The 17,849-nt window shown below is 72.6% G+C and carries 23 protein-coding genes; 3 read left to right on the forward strand and 20 right to left on the reverse strand.

Annotation, left to right across the window (positions count from 1 at the left end; translation table 11 throughout):
* Nucleotides 1-60: 60 nt before the first annotated feature.
* The 7 genes from IF02_RS0114925 to IF02_RS0114955 form a co-directional block, all read right to left on the reverse strand.
* Nucleotides 61-633 carry a hypothetical protein gene (locus tag IF02_RS0114925; protein ID WP_030157061.1) on the reverse strand — a complete coding sequence of 191 codons (573 nt, stop codon included), beginning with the start codon at nucleotides 631-633 and terminating at the stop codon, nucleotides 61-63.
* A 26-nt stretch (nucleotides 634-659) separates the two neighbouring features.
* On the reverse strand, nucleotides 660-1,070 hold the full coding sequence (locus IF02_RS0114930) for a helix-turn-helix domain-containing protein (RefSeq protein ID WP_037836293.1): 411 nt from the start codon (nucleotides 1,068-1,070) through the stop codon (nucleotides 660-662).
* A 51-nt stretch (nucleotides 1,071-1,121) separates the two neighbouring features.
* Nucleotides 1,122-1,541 (reverse strand): VOC family protein, encoded by a 420-nt coding sequence (locus IF02_RS0114935; RefSeq protein WP_030157063.1) that lies wholly within the window; start codon nucleotides 1,539-1,541, stop codon nucleotides 1,122-1,124.
* A 10-nt stretch (nucleotides 1,542-1,551) separates the two neighbouring features.
* Entirely contained in the window at nucleotides 1,552-1,989 is a 438-nt protein-coding gene (locus IF02_RS0114940) for a helix-turn-helix domain-containing protein (protein ID WP_030157064.1), read from the reverse strand.
* 116 nt (nucleotides 1,990-2,105) lie between these two features.
* A complete protein-coding gene (locus IF02_RS0114945; protein WP_030157066.1) occupies nucleotides 2,106-2,882 on the reverse strand; it encodes a putative protein N(5)-glutamine methyltransferase in 777 nt (258 codons plus the stop codon).
* 5 nt (nucleotides 2,883-2,887) lie between these two features.
* Nucleotides 2,888-4,132, reverse strand: a complete 1,245-nt coding sequence (locus tag IF02_RS0114950; protein WP_030157067.1) for a GNAT family N-acetyltransferase — start codon at nucleotides 4,130-4,132, stop codon at nucleotides 2,888-2,890.
* Between the two features lie 63 nt (nucleotides 4,133-4,195).
* The gene (locus IF02_RS0114955; RefSeq protein ID WP_078622098.1) at nucleotides 4,196-4,789 is read right to left on the reverse strand and encodes an AmfC protein; all 594 of its coding nucleotides are present in this window, start codon (nucleotides 4,787-4,789) and stop codon (nucleotides 4,196-4,198) included.
* Nucleotides 4,790-4,950: 161 nt separating this feature from the next.
* Here IF02_RS0114955 and dtd point away from each other — a divergent pair, with 161 nt between their 5' ends.
* Complete coding sequence (gene dtd / locus IF02_RS0114960) at nucleotides 4,951-5,376, forward strand: D-aminoacyl-tRNA deacylase (RefSeq protein WP_030157071.1); 426 nt, start codon at nucleotides 4,951-4,953, stop codon at nucleotides 5,374-5,376.
* Between the two features lie 16 nt (nucleotides 5,377-5,392).
* Here the strand turns inward: dtd and IF02_RS0114965 are convergent, their stop codons facing one another.
* From IF02_RS0114965 to IF02_RS0115025, 13 genes are all read right to left on the reverse strand, one after another.
* A complete protein-coding gene (locus IF02_RS0114965; protein WP_030157072.1) occupies nucleotides 5,393-6,361 on the reverse strand; it encodes a YgfZ/GcvT domain-containing protein in 969 nt (322 codons plus the stop codon).
* 10 nt (nucleotides 6,362-6,371) lie between these two features.
* Nucleotides 6,372-6,827: a Fur family transcriptional regulator gene (locus IF02_RS0114970; RefSeq protein WP_234318210.1), complete on the reverse strand. Its 456-nt coding sequence runs from the start codon at nucleotides 6,825-6,827 to the stop codon at nucleotides 6,372-6,374.
* Nucleotides 6,828-6,906: 79 nt separating this feature from the next.
* Nucleotides 6,907-7,479, reverse strand: a complete 573-nt coding sequence (locus IF02_RS0114975; protein ID WP_030157076.1) for an FABP family protein — start codon at nucleotides 7,477-7,479, stop codon at nucleotides 6,907-6,909.
* 276 nt (nucleotides 7,480-7,755) lie between these two features.
* The gene (locus tag IF02_RS0114985; protein WP_030157079.1) at nucleotides 7,756-8,652 is read right to left on the reverse strand and encodes a hypothetical protein; all 897 of its coding nucleotides are present in this window, start codon (nucleotides 8,650-8,652) and stop codon (nucleotides 7,756-7,758) included.
* Nucleotides 8,649-9,521 (reverse strand): hypothetical protein, encoded by an 873-nt coding sequence (locus IF02_RS0114990; RefSeq protein ID WP_234318211.1) that lies wholly within the window; start codon nucleotides 9,519-9,521, stop codon nucleotides 8,649-8,651. Before IF02_RS0114990 ends, IF02_RS0114985 begins: the two co-directional genes overlap by 4 nt.
* Nucleotides 9,518-10,291, reverse strand: a complete 774-nt coding sequence (locus IF02_RS0114995) for a hypothetical protein (RefSeq protein ID WP_051696230.1) — start codon at nucleotides 10,289-10,291, stop codon at nucleotides 9,518-9,520. The genes IF02_RS0114990 and IF02_RS0114995 overlap by 4 nt, the downstream gene beginning before the upstream one ends.
* A gap of 134 nt (nucleotides 10,292-10,425) precedes the next feature.
* On the reverse strand, nucleotides 10,426-10,701 hold the full coding sequence (locus IF02_RS0115000; RefSeq protein ID WP_030157084.1) for a DUF3099 domain-containing protein: 276 nt from the start codon (nucleotides 10,699-10,701) through the stop codon (nucleotides 10,426-10,428).
* A gap of 111 nt (nucleotides 10,702-10,812) precedes the next feature.
* Nucleotides 10,813-11,103 (reverse strand): DUF1416 domain-containing protein, encoded by a 291-nt coding sequence (locus IF02_RS0115005; RefSeq protein ID WP_030157085.1) that lies wholly within the window; start codon nucleotides 11,101-11,103, stop codon nucleotides 10,813-10,815.
* A 57-nt stretch (nucleotides 11,104-11,160) separates the two neighbouring features.
* Nucleotides 11,161-12,006, reverse strand: a complete 846-nt coding sequence (locus tag IF02_RS0115010; RefSeq protein ID WP_030157087.1) for a sulfurtransferase — start codon at nucleotides 12,004-12,006, stop codon at nucleotides 11,161-11,163.
* Nucleotides 12,007-12,251: 245 nt separating this feature from the next.
* Nucleotides 12,252-12,341 (reverse strand): Ms5788A family Cys-rich leader peptide, encoded by a 90-nt coding sequence (locus tag IF02_RS36220; protein WP_350875872.1) that lies wholly within the window; start codon nucleotides 12,339-12,341, stop codon nucleotides 12,252-12,254.
* A gap of 156 nt (nucleotides 12,342-12,497) precedes the next feature.
* Nucleotides 12,498-13,208: a DUF2993 domain-containing protein gene (locus IF02_RS0115015; protein WP_030157088.1), complete on the reverse strand. Its 711-nt coding sequence runs from the start codon at nucleotides 13,206-13,208 to the stop codon at nucleotides 12,498-12,500.
* Nucleotides 13,209-13,381: 173 nt separating this feature from the next.
* A complete protein-coding gene (locus IF02_RS35170; protein ID WP_030157090.1) occupies nucleotides 13,382-14,704 on the reverse strand; it encodes a hypothetical protein in 1,323 nt (440 codons plus the stop codon).
* 538 nt (nucleotides 14,705-15,242) lie between these two features.
* On the reverse strand, nucleotides 15,243-15,497 hold the full coding sequence (locus IF02_RS0115025) for a MoaD/ThiS family protein (protein ID WP_030157092.1): 255 nt from the start codon (nucleotides 15,495-15,497) through the stop codon (nucleotides 15,243-15,245).
* Between the two features lie 466 nt (nucleotides 15,498-15,963).
* Between IF02_RS0115025 and IF02_RS0115030 the strand changes: the two genes are divergently transcribed.
* Entirely contained in the window at nucleotides 15,964-16,791 is an 828-nt protein-coding gene (locus IF02_RS0115030; protein ID WP_030157094.1) for a response regulator transcription factor, read from the forward strand.
* Between the two features lie 24 nt (nucleotides 16,792-16,815).
* Entirely contained in the window at nucleotides 16,816-17,838 is a 1,023-nt protein-coding gene (locus IF02_RS0115035; RefSeq protein WP_030157095.1) for a LacI family DNA-binding transcriptional regulator, read from the forward strand.
* Nucleotides 17,839-17,849: the final 11 nt, after the last annotated feature.

Genomic DNA, 17,849 nt, shown 5'->3' on the forward strand with positions numbered 1-17,849 from the left:
GGCCCTCGCAAACAACAACGGGCCGGACACCGCACTGGTGCCCGGCCCGCCGTCACGGTTTCAGCTCTCGTCGCCGGCGACGACGGCGGCCTTCTTCACGTTGTTCTTGCGCGTCGCGGTCCGCCGGGCGGCGGGCTTCTCGTCGGCCGAGAAGCCGGCGGCGGGCTCCCCCGCGGCCTCCTGCTCCGGCTGCTCCTGCTTGGGCTCGACGGCGACCGCGATGTCGACGATCTCCTCCGAGACCTCGCCGCGCCACGTCCGTACGGCCTGCTCGCCGTGCTCGGCGACCTTGTCGTACGTCTCCTTGGCGCGCACCGCGTACTCGGCGGCCACGCCGACCCCGCGCAGCGCCAGGTCCTGCGCGGTCTCCCCGAGCTTCTTCGGGTCGATCGCGGTCAGCACCTCGGCGAACTTGGCGGTGACCGCCTCCTGCGCCTCGCGCGCCTTGTCCTGCACGATCTTCGGGTCGGTGTTCTTCACGGCCTCGATGCGCGCGGGAGCCTCGGCGCGCAGCTGCTCGATGAGCCCGGGCACCTTCTTGGCCTGCTGCACCGCGAGGTCGGCGGTGCCGGCGGCGAAGTAGAGCGGCGTCGGGTCGGTGAGGGTCTTCTTCAGGTCATCGGCGATGGCCATGGTGGCTGGTCCTCCCGGATCACAGTTCAGTTCGTAGGGTGCATCGCGTCGTCCCCGCCGGACGGGTCGGACGGATCGGCCGGGTCGGCCTCGGCCGCGTTCTCCTTGCGGAACGAGTCGTAGATCTGGAGCAGCACCTGCTTCTGCCGCTCGTTGATGGACGGGTCGCCGAGTATGACGGCCCGCGTCTCGACCTCGTCGCGATCGCGCTCGTCGAGGATCCCGGCCTGCACGTACAGCGTCTCCGCGGAGATCCGCAGCGCCTTGGCCAGCTGCTGGAGGATGTCCGCGCTCGGCTTGCGCAGCCCGCGCTCGATCTGGCTCAGGTACGGATTCGACACCCCCGCCGCATCGGCCAGCTGCCGCAGCGAAAGCTGGGCCTGCCGCCGCTGCTCACGGAGGTATTCGCCGAGATTTCCGACGTTGAGCGATGCCATGCCCCGATCCTGCCGCACTCTGCTAACTATTGCAAGCACCTGCTTGCAAAATCACCCACGAGCGCGGGGCTGGTTGAAGCGGAGCATGTTGCCGGCCGGGTCGCGGAAGGCGCAGTCGCGGACGCCGTACGGCTGGTCGGCCGGCTCCTGGAGCACCTCGCCGCCGGCGGCCCGGATGCGTTCGAAGGCGGCGTCGACGTCGTCGGTGGAGAAGATCACCCCGCGCAGCATGCCCTTGGCCAGCAGTTCGGCCATCGCCCGCTTGTCGGCGGGCGCCGCGTTCGGGTTGGCGGCCGGCGGTTCGAGGACGATCTCCACGTCCGGCTGCGCGGGCGAGCCGACGGTCACCCAGCGCATCCCCTCGAACGCCACGTCGTTGCGCACCTCCAGGCCGAGGGCGTCGCGGTAGAAGGCGAGCGCCTTTTCGTGGTCGTCGACCGCGATGAAGCACTGGGACAGCTTGATTTCCATGCCACCGACGCTAAGCGCGGGCGGCGGATTCCGCTTCCGGGCCGCTCTCGGCCGGGCCGTTCCTGACCGGCCGCGTGAGGATCTTGGCGATGCACGCCGGAATGGCCGCGCCCGGTTCGTGGCTGCGGGCCCGGTACGCGCTCGGGCTCTCGCCGACCAGCTCGGTGAAGCGGGAGCTGAACGACCCCAGCGAGGTGCAGCCGACCTCGAAGCAGACCTCCGTCACGCTCAGGTCGCCGCGCCGCAGCAGCGCCTTGGCCCGCTCGACGCGGCGCGTCATCAGGTAGCTGTACGGGGTCTCCCCGAAGGCGGCCCGGAAGCTGCGGGAGAAGTGCCCCGGCGACATCAGGGCCACGCGCGCCAGCTCGGCCACGTCGAGGGGGCGCGCGTACTCGCGGTCCATCATGTCCCGGGCCCGGCGCAGCCGTACGAGGTCCTCAAGCGTCACCCTGCCAGCGTACGGCGATGCCGGCGCCGGCGGGAGCCCGTGACCCCGCCGGCCGTGGGCCGCGCCCCGCCAACTCGTCACCCCCGCCGACGCGTTGTCCGTGCGATGGCCCCGGTCTAGGCGGCGCGCGTGCCGATCGCCAGCGTCGCGTGCAGGTCCTCCGACGTGGTGGCGCGGACCGCCAGGCCTGCCGCCACGAGGGCCGAGGCCGTACGGGGGGACTGGCGGGCGCTCGTCTCGATCAGCAGGCGACCGCCCGGTGCCAGCCACGGCAGGGCCCCCGCCGCGACCCGGCGGTGGATGTCCAGGCCGTCCGGGCCGCCGTCCAGGGAGGTCAGCGGCTCGTGGTCGCGGGCCTCCGCCGGGAGCAGCCCGATCTCCTCCGTCGGTACGTACGGGGCGTTGACCAGCAGCAGGTCCACCCGCCCGCGCAGCGAGTCCGGCAGCGCCGCGTACAGGTCGCCCTCGTGGACCTGCCCGCCGTACGGGGCCACGTTCAGCCGCGCGTACGCCAGCGCCGCCGGGTCGATGTCCGCCGCGTGCAGTTCCACCCGGGGGCCCAGCTGCGCCGCCACCGCCGCGCCCAGCGCGCCGACCCCGCAGCACAGGTCCAGTACGACGGCGTCCGGCCGGCCCAGGGCCACGGCCTCCTGCACCAGGAACTCGGTGCGCCGGCGCGGTACGAAGGCCCCCTCGCCCACGCGCATGCGCAGCCCGCAGAACTCCGCCCAGCCGACGACGTGTTCCAGCGGTTCGCCGCCGGCCCGGCGGGCCACCAGGTCCGCCAGGTGCCCGTCGTCCTCGGCGGCGGCCGTCAGCAGCTGCGCCTCCTCCTCCGCGAAGACGCAGCCCGCCGCCCGAAGGGTTTCCACAATCGAAGTCACTGATTCCATCGCTCTCAGAAGATGTCCGGGCACCACGGGCGGCGCGCCGTGCGGAACACCGCGTCCGCGAGCGCCAGCGCCCCCGGCCGCTCCTCCACGATCCGCCCGAGCGCGCCGAGCCGCACCGCCGACGCGTCGCCGAGGTACAGGGAGCCCAGCGCCGACGCGTCGAGCCGCAGGTCCGCCGGCTCCTCGGTCGCCGTGCACTCCCCCGTGCCCGCGTCCAGACGGTAACGCCCCGCGGCCGGACCCGCCGGGTCCGTCACCTCCAGTACGAGGACCCCGGGCACGGCGTACGTCCGCGCGACCAGCGCCCGTACGACGTCCAGCACGCGTACCCACAGGAAGTCCGAGGCCGTCACGATCCCGGCCGCACGCGGGTCGGGCAGCAGCTGCGCGACGAGGTCGTCGGGGGCGCGGTAGCCGGTCCGGACCTTCAGCACCCAGTCGATCGAGCACAGGAAGTGCCACAGCGCGCGCTCCGCGTCCGGGGTGACCGCGATCAGGTCCTTGACCTGCACGGTGTTGAGGGGGACCTTCCCGTCCGTCCAGTGCGCGTCGGACCCGTACACGGCGAGGCCGGCCGGCTCGCCCTCCGCCGTCCGGTACACGGCGTGGAACTTCTCCTGGTACGGGCGGGTGGAGACCTCCTCCAGCCCGGTGGCCAGGCTCCACCAGCGCGCGTCCCGGCCGACCGTGCCGGGCGAGAGCGCCCGCAGCCGCTCGTGCAGCCCGGGGCCGATCGTGCGCGCCTCGGCCGCGTCCACCAGCTCGATCCGGCCGCCGTCCGCGGGCCCGGACCAGCGCGGGTCGAGGCCGGTGCGGCTCACGTCGATCTCCCACTCGGCGATCGATGCGGCGGGCCCGTACCCGTACCGCCCGTAGATCGGGTACTCGGCGGCGATCAGCGTGGACACGACGTCGCCGCGCGCCTGCGCGGCCGCCAGCTCGGTGGCCATCATCCGGGTCAGCAGGCCGCGCCGGCGGTGCGTGGGCAGCACGGCGACGTTGGTGACGGCGCTCGCGGCCACGGTCGCCCCGCCCGGGACGGTCAGCTCCTGGGCGAAGGACCGGAAGGTGGCCACGCAGCGGCCGGTGGAGGAGTCGAAGGCGCCCAGCGTGCGGCCGAGGTCGCCGTACTTGGCCCGCTGGGCCACGTCGGACTCGGTGACGCGGTCGGGGCGCAGGAAGCCGGTGTTCACGGCCCGGAGCCACTCGGGGAGTTCGGATTCGGCGATCGGCCGCACGTCAGCACTCATAACCGGCCACGCTAACCGCCGCCCCGGCCCCCGTCGCCCGAATTACGGTCCCGGGCCGACGGGCTACACCAGCAGGTCGTCCACCTGTGCCTCCCCTTCCCGGTAGCGGCGGGTGATCTCCGTACTGCAGTCGTCCGCCGTGCGCTGCAACTGCTGCCGGCGCCGCGAGACCTGCTGCTCGTACCGCACCAACCGGCCCATCGCGTCGTGCAGTTCGCCGTCCGTGCGGGCTACCAGGTCCGACAGCTCCACATCGGACAGCATCTCCGCCGCCAGCAGCCGGAACTCCTCGCTCTGCGGGGTGCAGAGCGTGACGTGCCGGGCGGAGGCGCTGCGGCTGGAAGGCGCGTCGGCGAGGATCTCCGAGAGCCGGTCGACCACCGGCGGCTCCGGGGTCACCGGCGCCTCCGGGTCGCTGCGCCGGGCCAGTTCGGCACGCAGGATGTCGATCCGGCCCTGGAGGAGTCTGCGTACGTAGCTCAGATCGGCCTCGTCGCGCTGCGCGTCGCGGCGCAGCGCACGCAGCTCCGACAGCCCGAGCGCGGTCGCGGGCGTGGTCAGCGCCAGCTCCCCACCCGTGCGCTGCGCGGGTGGTCGGACCGCGCCCGTCGGAGTGGCCGCGGGTGATGCAGGTACGGAGGTACCAGAAGTATTCATGTGAACGTGTCCGTCCCCTCGACCGGTGCATGGGGTCTCCCCGGCCCGTGGGACCGGAGGGAAGCACCGCCTGCGTGCATCGTGCCACTCTCCGTGGTGCAGGTGCAGTCCCACGCCACCCGATCGGCCCCTGATGGGTGCACGCCTGATACACAGGTGGTATGCGAGCAGTGGTGCAGAGGGTGGACGGCGCGAGCGTCGTCGTGGCCGGCGAGACCGTGGGCGAGATCGTCGGCGAGGGGCTGTGCGTACTGGTGGGGGTGACCCACGACGACACCCCGGAGAAGGCGGCGCAGCTGGCGCGCAAGCTGTGGTCCGTACGGATCCTGGAGGCGGAGAAGTCCTGCAGCGACGTGAACGCGCCGCTGCTGGTGATCTCGCAGTTCACGCTCTACGGGGACGCCCGCAAGGGCCGGCGCCCCACCTGGAACGCGGCGGCGCCGGGCGAGGTCGCCGAGCCGCTCGTCGACGAGGTCGTCGCGCAGCTGCGCGCGCTGGGGGCGACGGTGGAGACGGGCCGGTTCGGCGCGGACATGCGGGTCTCGCTCACCAACCACGGCCCGTTCACCATCGTCATCGACATCTGAGCCGACGGGTCCGCCGCTACGGCGCTACGACGACCTCCTGCGCGGCGGCCGTCTTCCCGGCCAGCAGCGGCGCGTCGACCGGCACGTTCCGCTTGACCAGGGCGAGCGCGATCGGGCCGAGCTCGTGGTGGCGGACCGCGGTGGTCACGAAGCCCAGCTGGCGGCCCTCCTCCCCGTCGGCGGCGAGCCGGATCGGCGTGCCGTGCCCCGGGAGGAGCACCTCGGAGCCGTCCAGGTGCAGGAAGACCAGGCGGCGCGGCGGCTTCCCCAGGTTGTGGACGCGGGCCACCGTCTCCTGGCCGCGGTAGCAGCCCTTCTGGAGGTGCACGGCGGTGCCGATCCAGCCGAGCTCGTGCGGGATGGTGCGGTGGTCGGTCTCCAGGCCGACCCGCGGCCGGTGCGCCTCCACGCGCAGGGCCTCGTACGCGAGGAGCCCGGCGGCGGGCCCGTGCGCGGCGGCGAAGGCCTCCAGCTCGGCGCGGGGCAGGAAGACGTCGCGGCCGTACGGGGTCTCCCGTACGGCGTGCTCCTTGGTGAGCTCGGCGATGGAGCCGGCCGGCAGGTGGACGACGGCGAAGTCGGCGGTCCGGTCGGCGACTTCGACGCGGTAGAAGAACTTCATCGACTCCAGGTAGGCGATCAGCGCCTCCTGGGTGCCGGGCTCCACGTGCGCCCACACGGTCTCGCCGTCGTCGACGAGGTAGAGCGCGTGCTCGATGTGGCCGTTGGCGGAGAGGATCAGCGCCTCGGTGGCCTGCCCGGGCGGGAGTTCCGTCAGGTGCTGGGTGAGCAGCAGGTGCAGCCAGCTCAGCCGCTCCGGTCCGGTGACGGTGACGACTCCGCGGTGCGACAGGTCGACGAAACCGCGGCCGTCGGCGAGCGCGCGCTGTTCGCCGTACAGCTCTCCGTAGTGGGCGGCGACGCCCTCGTCGCGGCCTTCGGCCGGTACGGCGCCGGGGAGATGGAGCAAGGGGCTGCTGGTCATGCCACCAAGCCTACGACGGGGCGTCCTGGTGCTTGGCGGCGCACTTCTTGCAGAGCCCGAAGATCGCGAAGTGCTTCATGTCGGTCTCGAAACCGAAGGTGGCGCGCAGTTTCGCGGTGAACTCGGCGGCGATGTCCACGTCCGCCTCGATCACCTCGGTGCACTCGCGGCAGACCAGGTGGATGTGGTGGTGCCGGTCGGCGAGGTGGTAGGTGGGGGCCCCGTGCCCGAGGTGGGCGTGCGAGACCAGCTTCAGCTCCTCCAGGAGCTCCAGCGTGCGGTAGACGGTGGAGATGTTGACGCCGGAGGCGGTCTTGCGCACCTGGGCGAGGATCTCGTCCGGCGTCGCGTGCTCCAGGCTGTCGACGGCTTCCAGCACGAGCTGGCGCTGCGGGGTCAGCCGGTATCCGCGCTGCCGCAGGTCGGCCTTCCAGTCGGCACTCTCGGTGTCTCCGATGCTCCCCACCCGGCCAGTGTAAGCGCGCGAAGGGGACCGCGGGCCGAGCCCGCGGTCCCCTTTCCCGCACGATCCGTCAGCGCAAGCGTCAGCGGAAGAAGGCGATGCCGTCGTCCGGCATGTCCGGGAGGTTGCGCGCCATCTCGGCGACCTCCTCCGGGGTGACGACCTTCTTGAGCTGGGCCGACATGTACGGGCGCAGCTCGACGTCCGGGGTGGCCTTCTCGCCGACCCACATCAGGTCGCTCTTCACGTAGCCGTAGAGCCGCTTGCCGCCGCTGTACGGGCCGGAGGCGGCGGTGCGGGCGACGGCGTCCGTGACCAGGTCGATCTGGGGCTTCTGGTCGGCGAGCTCGCCGTACCAGACCTCGACGACGCCCTGGTCGCGGACCATGACGATCTCGACCTTGCGGTCCTTGTCGATGCGCCAGTAGCCGGACTCGGACTCCAGCGGCCGCACCTTGTTGCCCTCGGCGTCGAGGACCCAGCTGTGGGAGGTGTACTCCAGGAAGTCCCGGCCGTCGTGGCTGAAGACGACTTCCTGGCCGAAGTTGCACTTCTCTTCGCCGGGGAAGTCGAAGACGCCCGCGCCCTCCCAGGTACCGAGGAGGAAGGCGAGGGGGACGAGGCCCGGGTTCAGGTCGGACGGGATCTGGATCATGTGTGGCTGCTCAGGCGATCTGTGGGGAGGGGTTCCGGGTCCGGGACGGCGGCCGATCGGATGATCAGCGCTGGCCCTGGTACAGCTTCTTCACTGCGAGGCCGCTGAAGGCGAGCACGCCGACGCAGACCAGGACCAGCAGGGAGGTGAAGATTGCCTCAAGCACGGGGTGCTCCTCGAAGTGATGTGGGCGTGTACGGGGCCGGTCCCCAAGCCTACTGGCCCGGGGACCGGCGCACTCCGCGAGGTAGGCCGCACGGCCTTTCCCGCAGGTGGTCAGCCCAGCAGCTGGCTCTGCAGGATCACCGTCTGGTGGAGGGGGAGGACCGGAGCCTGCCCCTTGCGGGTCTGCAGGACCAGGCCCTGGATGTCGCCCGACTGGACGCAGCCGAACCGCACCTGCTCGTCACCCACCGGCTTGGCCTCCTGGTAGAGCGTGACGTCATGGGCACTGCGCCAGGAAGGGCCCGAGGCCGCGCTGTCGCGGCCCAGGTCGTTGCGCTGGCTCCGCTTGACCTCGCTCCAGACCGGGTCGGCCTCCAGCACGGAGGCATGGGCCAGGCCTGTCGACATCGTGCAGCCCTTGAAGGCGTCAACGAACCCCGGCCCGTGGAAACGCAGCAGGTAGATGCGGGTGCGAGTGCCGTCCGGGGTGGTCCAGCCGCGGCCGGCGATCTGGCGCAGCCCCTCGTTCGCGAGCTGCGTCTTGAGCTTCTCCCGCTCGCCGGCCTGGTACTCCTCCAGGAAGGTGTCGACCGTGACCGCCCCGTCCTTCTCCAGCTTCAGCGTGGAGTCGGGGGTCGCACCGGCCGGTGCGGGGAGCAGCAGCTGGGGCAGACCGGCGTAGTGGATGCCGTCCGGGTTGTCCTCGGCGAACGGCAGCGCGGCGCCCGCCGGCAGCTGCGGCTTGGCCAGCGCCGGGTAGTTCCAGCGGCCGTCGTCCTTGGTGGACAGACCGGGGACGTCGGTGCGCTCGACGCGGGTGATCCCGTACGCGACCCCCGTGCCGACGGTCGCGAAGACGAGCGCGGCGGCGGTCCAGCGCAGCGCGGCGAACAGCTTGCGGCGGTCCTTGGGCGCGGGCGGCGCGGCCTCGGCGGGTGCCTGCTCCGGGGCGGCGATCTCGACGGGTGCCTGCTCCGGGGCGGTCTCGGCGGTGTTCGGCTCGGTCACACGGACTCCCCGGGGGACTTCAGGTGGTTCAGCTGCCGCTTGAAGAGGTCGGCGCCGTCGTTCGCGGAGAAGGGCTTCGGTCCGTACGTCCGGAAGGCCACGAGCACATCGCCCTGGAGGGCCACGCAGTCCATGGCGCCGATCTTGTCCTTGTCCTCCACCTTCTCCTTGCCGAGGGTCTCCAGTCCGCACGTGGCGTCCGGGAAGCCCTCGATCTTCGGAGCGTCGCGGTCGCCCCCGGTCAGCTCCAGGAGCTTCTTGCTGAACTCGGAGAACTTCGCGAGGGTCTGGGGATCGGCCTGGGTGAGGTGGATCTCCACCACGCGGCTCTCGCGGGCCTGCCGGTAGCTGCGTCCGGCCATGCCCTTGAGCTTGAGGTCGGCCAGCGCCTTGTCCCGTTCCGCCCGCTGGTCGCCGGACAGCCCGGAGCGCACGTCCTTGAGGGCCTGGAGCGCCTGCTCGCCCGACACGTAGAAGTCGTTGCCGTCCTCGTCGAGGTCGGGGCCGGGCTCGTAGCCGGACGGGAGCGGCAGCAGCTTGCCCGTCAGCTCGTTCGGCGGCACGGTCGGCGCCGGATCCGGCGTCCCGGTGGACCGGGGAGCGGCCTTCGCCGCGACCCAGTAGGGGGTCGGCGCGGTGCGGTCGGCATCGGCGATCCGGCCGGCCCCCCAGAGGGCCCCGCCCGCGAGGACGGCGATGCCGACACCGCCCGCGATCAGCGCCGCGGTCCGGCGGCTGCGCACCGGGGACGCGGTGGCCGACGCCTCGGTCGGCCCGGGCACCTCGGTCGCCTGCGCCGGCTCCGTCGCCTGCGCCGGCTCCGTCGGCTCGGCCGTCACGGCCTCGGCGCCGTCCTGAGGGTCGCTCACAGCCGCTCCCACTGTCGCTTGGCGATCTCGACGACCTCGTTCTCGTCGACGACGCCCCGGTTGTTCATGTATTCGAGCTCCATGACGACGTCGCCGCGCCGGGCGATGACCCGGGCCGACTTCGTCGGGAGGTAACCCGCCGTCTCGCGCTGCGCCGAATCCACCCAGAGGTGGCCGAAGTCGGCGGGCACGCCGGGCAGGTCCTTGCCCGGGTTGCCCGCGTACTCCTTCTCGTTCATGTAGCTGTGGGCGTGCTGGTACCAGTCGGCGCCGGAGCGGTCGCGGTACTGGAAGAGCCGGATCTTGACGAAGTTCCGGTCGTCCTGTGCCCACTCCCGCGCGGCGATCCGCCGCACGGAGTGGCCGATCTGGCCGGACAGGCCGCCGCCCGGCTTCTTGTAGTAGTCCGCCGAGAACTCGTCCGGGGACAGGGTCCCCGAGTACCGGACCTCCGCCCCGGACGGGGCTTCGACCAGGAGCTTCGTCAGGGCGTCGTCCGTCGCGTGCCAGCGGCCGGCGTTGATGGTGCGGGTGCTCGTCGACCCGTTCGGAGCCTGCGGCTTCGGCTGGTCGATCGTCTGCTGCGCCAGCGGCGGCAGTGGCGTGGGCTCGCGGTCGTACTGGATCGCGTAGCCCGTGACCGTGCCCGCGAGGGTGCCGAGTACGACGGCGCCGGCGATCAGGAAGACCGTACGGCGGCCGGCGCGCGGGCGGCGGGCTGCGGTCTCCTCCCCTTCCGGCTGCGCGGGAAGGGTCTGTTCGTGTTCCAAGGAAGTCCCCCACAGGACATGAGGCACCGGGTGAGTACCCGTGCACAGCCATGACCTGTACAGAAGGGGGGTGGTTGTAGATGCGCCGATCACATTCTTATCTCGGCCTTACCTCGGCCCGTGATCGGTGCGTCTCAGTCGTCGTGACGGTCCTCGTGACGCCGTTTTCCGTCCAGTTCGTCCCACCACTCGTCGGACTTCGGGTCGCCCGAGGGGTCGTCCCACCAGCGGTCCTCCGGGCCGCGCCGGTTCGCGATCATGGCGGCGACCGGCGGGATGACCATGGCGACCACGCACAGGGCCACGGCCGCCTCGACCGAGAACAGCCGCACGAAGGACCAGGCGGATACGAAGAGGAAGATGCATCCGCCCATGAGGACGAAGTAGGCGCGGCGCCGCCGGGCGTACATGCCTCCAGGGTAGAGCCGGGAGGCGGACGGCGCGAAGGGCCGCACCCCGTTCCAGTGGCGTCCAACCCCCTGGGGTGCGGCCCTTCGGCCGGTCATTCAGGCGTGCGGTGCTCAGACCGCGATCGCCACGTCCGTCACGCCGCCGGCCTCGGCCACGACCACGGCGCGGTCCGCCTGGGCGCCGGGAACCAGCGCGCGCAGGGTCCACGTGCCGGTCGCCGCGTAGAAGCGGAACTGGCCGGTCGCCGAGGTCGGGACCTCGGCCGTGAACTCGCCGGTCGAGTCGAGCAGGCGCACGTACCCGACGATGGGCTCGCCGTCCTTGGTCACCTGGCCCTGGATGGCGGTCTCACCGGGCTTGAGCGTGGCGAGGTCGGGCCCGCCGGTCTGTGCTCCACACATGTTCTCTGTCCTGTCCTAGAGGTCGTACTGCCTACGGGCGTCGCGTACCCGGGGGAACTACTTGTTGGCGCCGAGCTCGATCGGCACGCCGACCAGGGAGCCGTACTCGGTCCAGGAGCCGTCGTAGTTCTTGACGTTCTGCTGGCCCAGGAGCTCGTGCAGCACGAACCAGGTCAGCGCGGAGCGCTCACCGATGCGGCAGTACGCGATGGTGTCCTTCGACAGGTCGACCTGCTCGGCCTGGTAGAGGGCGGTCAGCTCCTCGTCGGACTTGAACGTGCCGTCGTCGTTGGCGTTCTTCGACCACGGGATGTTGCGGGCGCTCGGCACGTGGCCGGGGCGCTGCGACTGCTCCTGCGGGAGGTGGGCCGGGGCGAGCAGCTTGCCGGAGAACTCGTCGGGCGAGCGGACGTCGACCAGGTTCTGGACGCCGATCGCGGACACGACGTCGTCGCGGAAGGCGCGGATCGAGGCGTCCTGCGGCTGGGCCTTGTACTGGGTGGCCGGGCGGCTCGGGACCTCGGTGCCGTCGACCAGGTCGCGGGAGTCGAGCTCCCACTTCTTGCGGCCGCCGTCGAGGAGGCGGACGTTCTGGTGGCCGTACAGCTTGAAGTACCAGTAGGCGTAGGAGGCGAACCAGTTGTTGTTGCCGCCGTAGAGGACGACCGTGTCCTCGTTGGAGATGCCCTTGGCGGAGAGGAGCTTCTCGAAGCCCTCCTGGTCCACGAAGTCGCGGCGGACCGGGTCCTGGAGGTCCTGCTTCCAGTCGATCCGGACGGCGTTGGTGATGTGGTTCTTGTCGTAGGCGGACGTGTCCTCGTCCACCTCGACGATGACGACGTCGGCGTCGTTCAGGTGGGCCTCGACCCAGTCGGCGTCTACGAGGACGTCGCTGCGGCTCATGGTGATCTCCTCCGGGGCAGTGTGCGGCGGGGCGTGCTGTGCAGGTGCAGGTGGCGCGGGGCGGTCTGCGGGTTCTGCAGGTTCTGCGGATTCAGCGGATTCAGCGGATTCTGCTGGTGCGTACCGCGGCGGGCGGCTCCCCCGGGCACTGCGCGGGGAGGCGTCAGTGGGCAGGAGGGGGCGGCTGCGGTGCGGTCACGCGGGAAGGACGGTCGTCCGGCTGATGGAGCGGAAGCGCTCACAGGTCACATGGATCGACAGAGCATGGCGGCGACGCGACACAGGTCTACTGCCCGTCGCTTCGTGAGGTCCGCCTGCTGATGCTTCATAGCCATGGATCGTAGGGACGAATCGGCCGCCCTGTCACCGGTGTGTCATATTCCGAGACAGGATCGTCCGAATGGCGGGACGCACATGCCCCCGGACGGCTGCCGCACCGCCTCCGGGGGCCTTCGTACGGCCCACCCTTCTGCGGGTCGGACCGCGGCGTCTCACGATCCGGCCAGCACCACGTCCGTGCCGCTCAGCGTGAGGTGTACGCCGGACTCGTCCGAGGTCAGCGTGGTCAGCTTGAGCCCGGACGGGAGGCCGCTGTCGAGACGGCGGTCGAAGTCGGTCTTCTTGCGGACCGCGCCCTCGATCCCGGGCAGCCCCGCGCCCGGTATCTCGTCGGCCCGGACGCGGACCATCTTGCCGCCGCCGGGGGCGTCCACGAGCGTGACCGTCGACACCACGCTGGGGGCGAGCTTCTTGCCGAGGACCTCCACGGCCGCCGTCACCTTCACCTTGCCGGGCGCCCCGCCGTACGTGACCGTCACGCCGGTCTGCGAGGCCTCCGTGAGGTCGCGGTACGTGACGAGGGCCGTGCCCTCGGCCCGCTTCGCGGTACCCCCGCTGTAGTCCCCGTTCAGCTTCACGCTGCGGAAGCTGGCGTCGAGCTCCGAGAGACGCGTCTTGCGTCCGTCCGACACGGCCTCCACGTCCTTGAGCCTCACGTCGACGCGGTCGAGGTCGTGGCTGAGCGCCTGGGTCAGGAACGGGAACCCCTGGATGTCCACCTCCGTGGACCCCGCGAGCCCCTGGCGGGCCTGGATGCGCTCGGCCAGCCTGTTCTCGGCGTAGTTCACCGCCCAGCGGTCGGCGCCGGCGAACAGCGCCCCCAGCACCACTCCGATGATCACAACGACGCGCAGGAACCGCACGTGCCCCTCCCCCTGTAGACCGGTACGTGCGTTCTAGTTGACCATGGCCGGCCGTACGGAGGCCGTCAGGCCCGGAGTCGGGCCCGGCGGCGGGCAACGACTGCGGGCCTGACGGAGGGGCCTGACGGAGGGGCCTGCCGGGGCCTGCCGGGGGGCCCGGCGGAGGCCCTGCCTCAGCCGACCACCCGGCCGATCAGGTAGACGGCGGGAGCGGCGGCCGCCAGCGGCAGCGCGACACCGGCCGTCATGTGGACGAACTTGGACGGGTAGTCGTACGCGGCCACCCGCAGCCCGATCAGCGCGCACACCCCGGCGGCCAGGCCGAGCAGCGCCCCGCCGACCCCGACGGAGGTCAGCCCGCCGACGGCGATGCCGGCTCCGGTGGCGGCGGCCAGCGAGACCCCGACGGAGGCCGGGGTCGGCAGCGGCAGCGCGCGGGTGAAGACGGCGACCGCGACGGCCGCGGCTCCGACGCTGACGGCGGCGGGGTCGGCGGCCAGGTAGCCGGCGCAGACGATGGCGAGCGCGGCGGAGGCCACGGAGGCCATCAGCCCGTACATCCGCTCGTCGGGGTCGGCGTGGCTGCGCAGCTGGAGGACCAGCGTGAGCAGCACCCAGGCGCCGAGGGTGCCGATGATCGCGCCGGGGCCGTACGTGTCGTCCACGGCCAGCACGGCCGCGTCGGCGACGAGGGCTCCGAGGAAGGCGAGGGCGATGCCTTGCCGGGCGGGCCACATGCCGTTGAGCCGGAACCAGCCGGCCGCGGTGAGCCCCTGGAGGACGATCAGCGGCGCGAGGAGACCGAGGTCCCCGACGGCGGCGGCACCGGCCATCAGCAGCCCGAGCGCGGCGGTCAGTATGGCCGGCTGCGGCCCGGGATCGATGATCGGCGACCGCCCCTCGGCGCGCGCCTGGGCAGGATCCACGGCCCGCAGGGTGTTCCCCCCGAGGGTGGGCGGAGAGTACGCGGCATCCTCGCCCTCGGCGCCGCCGGGAGCCGCGGGAGCGACGGCCGGGGCGGCGGCGGCCGGCTCCGCGGAGCCGGGGCCGGTGCCGGGGCCGGGGTACGGCGGCAGGTACGCGGTCTCCGCCGCTCCGGCGGCCCCCTGCGGGTCGGCCGCGGCCGGGCCCGGGTAGGGCGGCAGGAAGGCGGTCTGCTCGGCGGCGCCGCCGCCCGTCGGGGCGGCGGCCTGCGGCGGGAGATAGGCGGTCTGCTCGGCGGCGGACCCCTCGGCCCAGGCCGCGCCGGAGCCGCTCTGCGCCCAGTCGGCGGCAGGGGCGGCGACCGGGGCCTGGGCGGCAGGCGCCTCGTCCCGGAACCACCCCTCGGGAACCACGGGCTGCGCCTGCGCCTCGGCCGGGGCGAGGCCGGGGTAGGACGGCGGGTAAGCGGTCACGGCCGCAGCGGCGGAGCCCTGCGGCTCGGCCCCGCCCGGGACGGGGTAGGGCGGCAGGTACGCGGTCTCGGCGGCCGCGGAGGCGGAGGCGGGCCCCACGCCCGCGGCGGAACCCGGGTACGGCGTACCGGCGGCCGGCTGCGGCGCGGCCGGGCCCGGGTACGGCGGGAGGAAGGCCGTCTGGTCGGCGGCGTCGGCTGCCGGGGCGGCGCTCTGGGGCGGGAGGTAGGCCGTCTGCTCCGCGGCGGAGCCCTCGGTCCACGCCCCGCCGCTCGCCGCCCATCCCGCGGCGGGCGGCTCCTCCCGTACGCCGCTCGGCTGCCAGTCGGCCGCGGGGGCCTCGTCGCGGAACCAGCCCTCGGGGGCGACCGGCTGCGCGGGCTGCGGCTGGTACGCGGGCTGCTCGGCCCCGGCGCCGGAGGCCTCCGGCTGGGGCCAGCCCTGCGGCTGGGCCGGGGCCTCGTCGCGGAACCAGCCCTCCGGCGCCACCGGCTGGCCCGGCAGCGCGCCCAGCGGCGGCTGCACCGGCTGGTAGCCGGTTTCCCAGGTGTCCGCCTGCCAGGTCTGGGTCCCGTACGGGTCCTCCTGCCGGCGCTGCTGCTGCTGTTGTTCCTCGGGAGTGCTCATCGGTTTCCGCTCACCCGCCCGCGAACGGCGGGAGCACCTCGACGGTGCCCCCCTCGGTCAGCGGAACGGCATCGTGCGGGCGCTTGCCCACGGGCTCTTCGTTCACGAGGAAGGAGCAGCGCTGCAGGACCCGGGTCAGCTCACCGGGGTGGCGTTCCCGCACGGCGTCGAGCGCCTCGGCCAGTGTCCGCGCCGAGTACGGCTCCTCCGCCGTCTTGGCCGCGGCCTTGGCCGCCGCCCAGTAGCGGATGGTTCCGGTTGCCACTGCAGCTCCTATCGTCGGCTCTCTACCGTCGGCCTCCATGATGAACCCTCCGGCCCCCGGTTCCGGTGTGCCTCCGCACGCCCCGCATGCGCCCGGGCAGCCTCCCGTACATCCATCGATCCGGTGAAACCGGGGCATACGCTGGTCATGAGGGTGGCAGGAACCACAGGAGCCAGAGAGGCCGATGCCTCGGCCACGCAGCGACGGGTGGGCTATTCTGCTGGCGAGAGGATCCGGGCAACGTTGCCCCCGGGTCCTTTTGTGCTTTCAGCACGTTGAACGGACCGAGAACAGTGGTGGCCGTACGGACCTCAGGGCGCGGGGCCCGGCGAACCACCACACTGCATCAGCACCACGCACCACGTACGAAGCAGTACCGCGAACGTCCTCGACGGGACCGAGGAGGAACCGACGTGATGGACCAGCGAACCGTGCACGAACGCCCGACCGGGGCAGGTGGTCGGGCATGAGCTCTCTCCTGCTGCTGACCAATGCCCTTCAGCCTTCCACCGAGGTGCTGCCCGCCCTCGGCCTGCTCCTGCACAGCGTCCGGGTGGCCCCGGCCGAGGGCCCGGCCCTCGTGGACACCCCCGGCGCGGACGTCATCCTCGTCGACGGCCGCCGCGACCTGCCGCAGGTGCGCTCGCTCTGCCAGCTGCTGCGCTCCACCGGCCCCGGCTGTCCGCTGATCCTCGTCGTCACGGAGGGCGGCCTCGCGGCCGTCACCGCCGACTGGGGCATCGACGACGTCCTCCTCGACACCGCGGGCCCGGCCGAGGTCGAGGCGCGGCTGCGCCTCGCCACCGGCCGCCAGCAGCTCGGCTCCGACGACTCCCCGATGGAGATCCGCAACGGCGACCTGTCGGTCGACGAGGCGACGTACTCGGCGAAGCTGAAGGGGCGGGTCCTCGACCTCACCTTCAAGGAATTCGAGCTGCTCAAGTACCTCGCCCAGCACCCGGGCCGGGTCTTCACGCGCGCGCAGCTGCTCCAGGAGGTGTGGGGGTACGACTACTTCGGCGGCACCCGGACGGTGGACGTCCACGTACGGCGGCTGCGCGCGAAGCTCGGCCCCGAGCACGAGTCGCTGATCGGTACGGTCCGCAACGTCGGCTACCGCTTCGTCACGCCGGAGAAGGTCGAGCGGGCGGCCGCGGAAGCGGCGGCCCAGGCAGCTGCCCAGGCGGCCGCCAAGGCCGCGGCGCAGGCGGCGGCCCAGGCAGCGGCCGGCGTCCCCCGTATGGAGGAACCTCCTGTGATCGTCCAGTCGTCAGGACGGCCTGCCCAGAGGTAGGTCACCCCGCGTAGACTCCCGAGCGTGGCCAAGGTGACGCGGGATGACGTTGCACGACTTGCGGGTACGTCTACCGCCGTCGTGAGCTACGTCATCAACAACGGACCCCGGCCGGTCGCCCCGGCCACGCGCGAGCGTGTACTCGCCGCGATCAAGGAGCTGGGCTACCGCCCGGACCGGGTCGCCCAGGCGATGGCGTCGCGGCGCACCGACCTCATAGGCATGATCGTCCCCGATGCGCGGCAGCCGTTCTTCGCGGAGATGGCGCACGCGGTCGAGCAGGCCGCCGCCGAGCGCGGAAAGATGGTCCTGGTCGGGAACTCCGACTACCGGGACGAGCGCGAGGTGCACTACCTGCGGGCCTTCCTCGGGATGCGGGTCTCGGGCCTGATCCTGGTCAGCCAGGGCATGAGCGAGCGCGCCGCCTCGGAGATCGAGGCGTGGGACGCGCGGGTGGTGCTGCTGCACGAGCGGCCGGAGGCCATCGACGACGTCGCGGTCGTCACGGACGACATCGGCGGCGCGCAGCTCGCCACCCGGCACCTGCTGGAGCACGGGCACGAGTACGTCGCCTGCATCGGCGGGGTGGAGAACACCCCGTCGGTCGGCGACCCGGTCGCCGACCACGTGGAGGGCTGGCGCCGGGCGATGCAGGAGTCGGGCCGCTCGACCGAAGGCCGCCTCTTCGAGGCCCCGTACAACCGCTACGACGCGTACCGGGTGGCGCTGGAGGTCCTGTCGGGGCCGGACCGGCCGCCGGCCATCTTCTGCGCCACGGACGACCAGGCCATCGGCGTGCTGCGGGCTGCGCGCGAGCTGCGGATCGACGTACCGGGGGAGCTGGCGGTGGCCGGCTTCGACGACGTCAAGGAGGCGGCCCTGACGGACCCGCCGCTGACGACGATCGCCTCGGACCGCCCGGCGATGGCCCGCGCGGCGGTGGACCTCGTCCTGGACGACGCCCTGCGCGTGGCCGGCTCCCGCCGCGAACGCCTGAAGCAGTTCCCGTCGGCCCTGGTGATCCGCCGCTCCTGCGGCTGCCGCTGACCGCTCCTTCA

The organism is Streptomyces sp. NRRL S-244 (genome assembly GCF_000717915.1).
GTDB lineage: Bacteria > Actinomycetota > Actinomycetes > Streptomycetales > Streptomycetaceae > Streptomyces.

Bases quoted from the DNA above. Each gene is read 5' to 3' on its own strand.
- dtd (WP_030157071.1), top strand. From the start codon at position 4,951: ATGCGAGCAGTGGTGCAGAGGGTGGACGGCGCGAGCGTCGTCGTGGCC.
- IF02_RS0114965 (WP_030157072.1), bottom strand. From the start codon at position 6,361: ATGACCAGCAGCCCCTTGCTCCATCTCCCCGGCGCCGTACCGGCCGAA.
- IF02_RS0114945 (WP_030157066.1), bottom strand. From the start codon at position 2,882: ATGGAATCAGTGACTTCGATTGTGGAAACCCTTCGGGCGGCGGGCTGC.
- IF02_RS36220 (WP_350875872.1), bottom strand. From the start codon at position 12,341: ATGGCTATGAAGCATCAGCAGGCGGACCTCACGAAGCGACGGGCAGTA.
- IF02_RS0114930 (WP_037836293.1), bottom strand. From the start codon at position 1,070: ATGGCATCGCTCAACGTCGGAAATCTCGGCGAATACCTCCGTGAGCAG.
- IF02_RS0114950 (WP_030157067.1), bottom strand. From the start codon at position 4,132: ATGAGTGCTGACGTGCGGCCGATCGCCGAATCCGAACTCCCCGAGTGG.
- IF02_RS0114975 (WP_030157076.1), bottom strand. From the start codon at position 7,479: ATGATCCAGATCCCGTCCGACCTGAACCCGGGCCTCGTCCCCCTCGCC.
- IF02_RS0114925 (WP_030157061.1), bottom strand. From the start codon at position 633: ATGGCCATCGCCGATGACCTGAAGAAGACCCTCACCGACCCGACGCCG.
- IF02_RS0115030 (WP_030157094.1), top strand. From the start codon at position 15,964: ATGAGCTCTCTCCTGCTGCTGACCAATGCCCTTCAGCCTTCCACCGAG.
- IF02_RS0114955 (WP_078622098.1), bottom strand. From the start codon at position 4,789: ATGAATACTTCTGGTACCTCCGTACCTGCATCACCCGCGGCCACTCCG.
- IF02_RS0114935 (WP_030157063.1), bottom strand. From the start codon at position 1,541: ATGGAAATCAAGCTGTCCCAGTGCTTCATCGCGGTCGACGACCACGAA.
- IF02_RS0115005 (WP_030157085.1), bottom strand. From the start codon at position 11,103: ATGTGTGGAGCACAGACCGGCGGGCCCGACCTCGCCACGCTCAAGCCC.
- IF02_RS0115000 (WP_030157084.1), bottom strand. From the start codon at position 10,701: ATGTACGCCCGGCGGCGCCGCGCCTACTTCGTCCTCATGGGCGGATGC.
- IF02_RS0115010 (WP_030157087.1), bottom strand. From the start codon at position 12,006: ATGAGCCGCAGCGACGTCCTCGTAGACGCCGACTGGGTCGAGGCCCAC.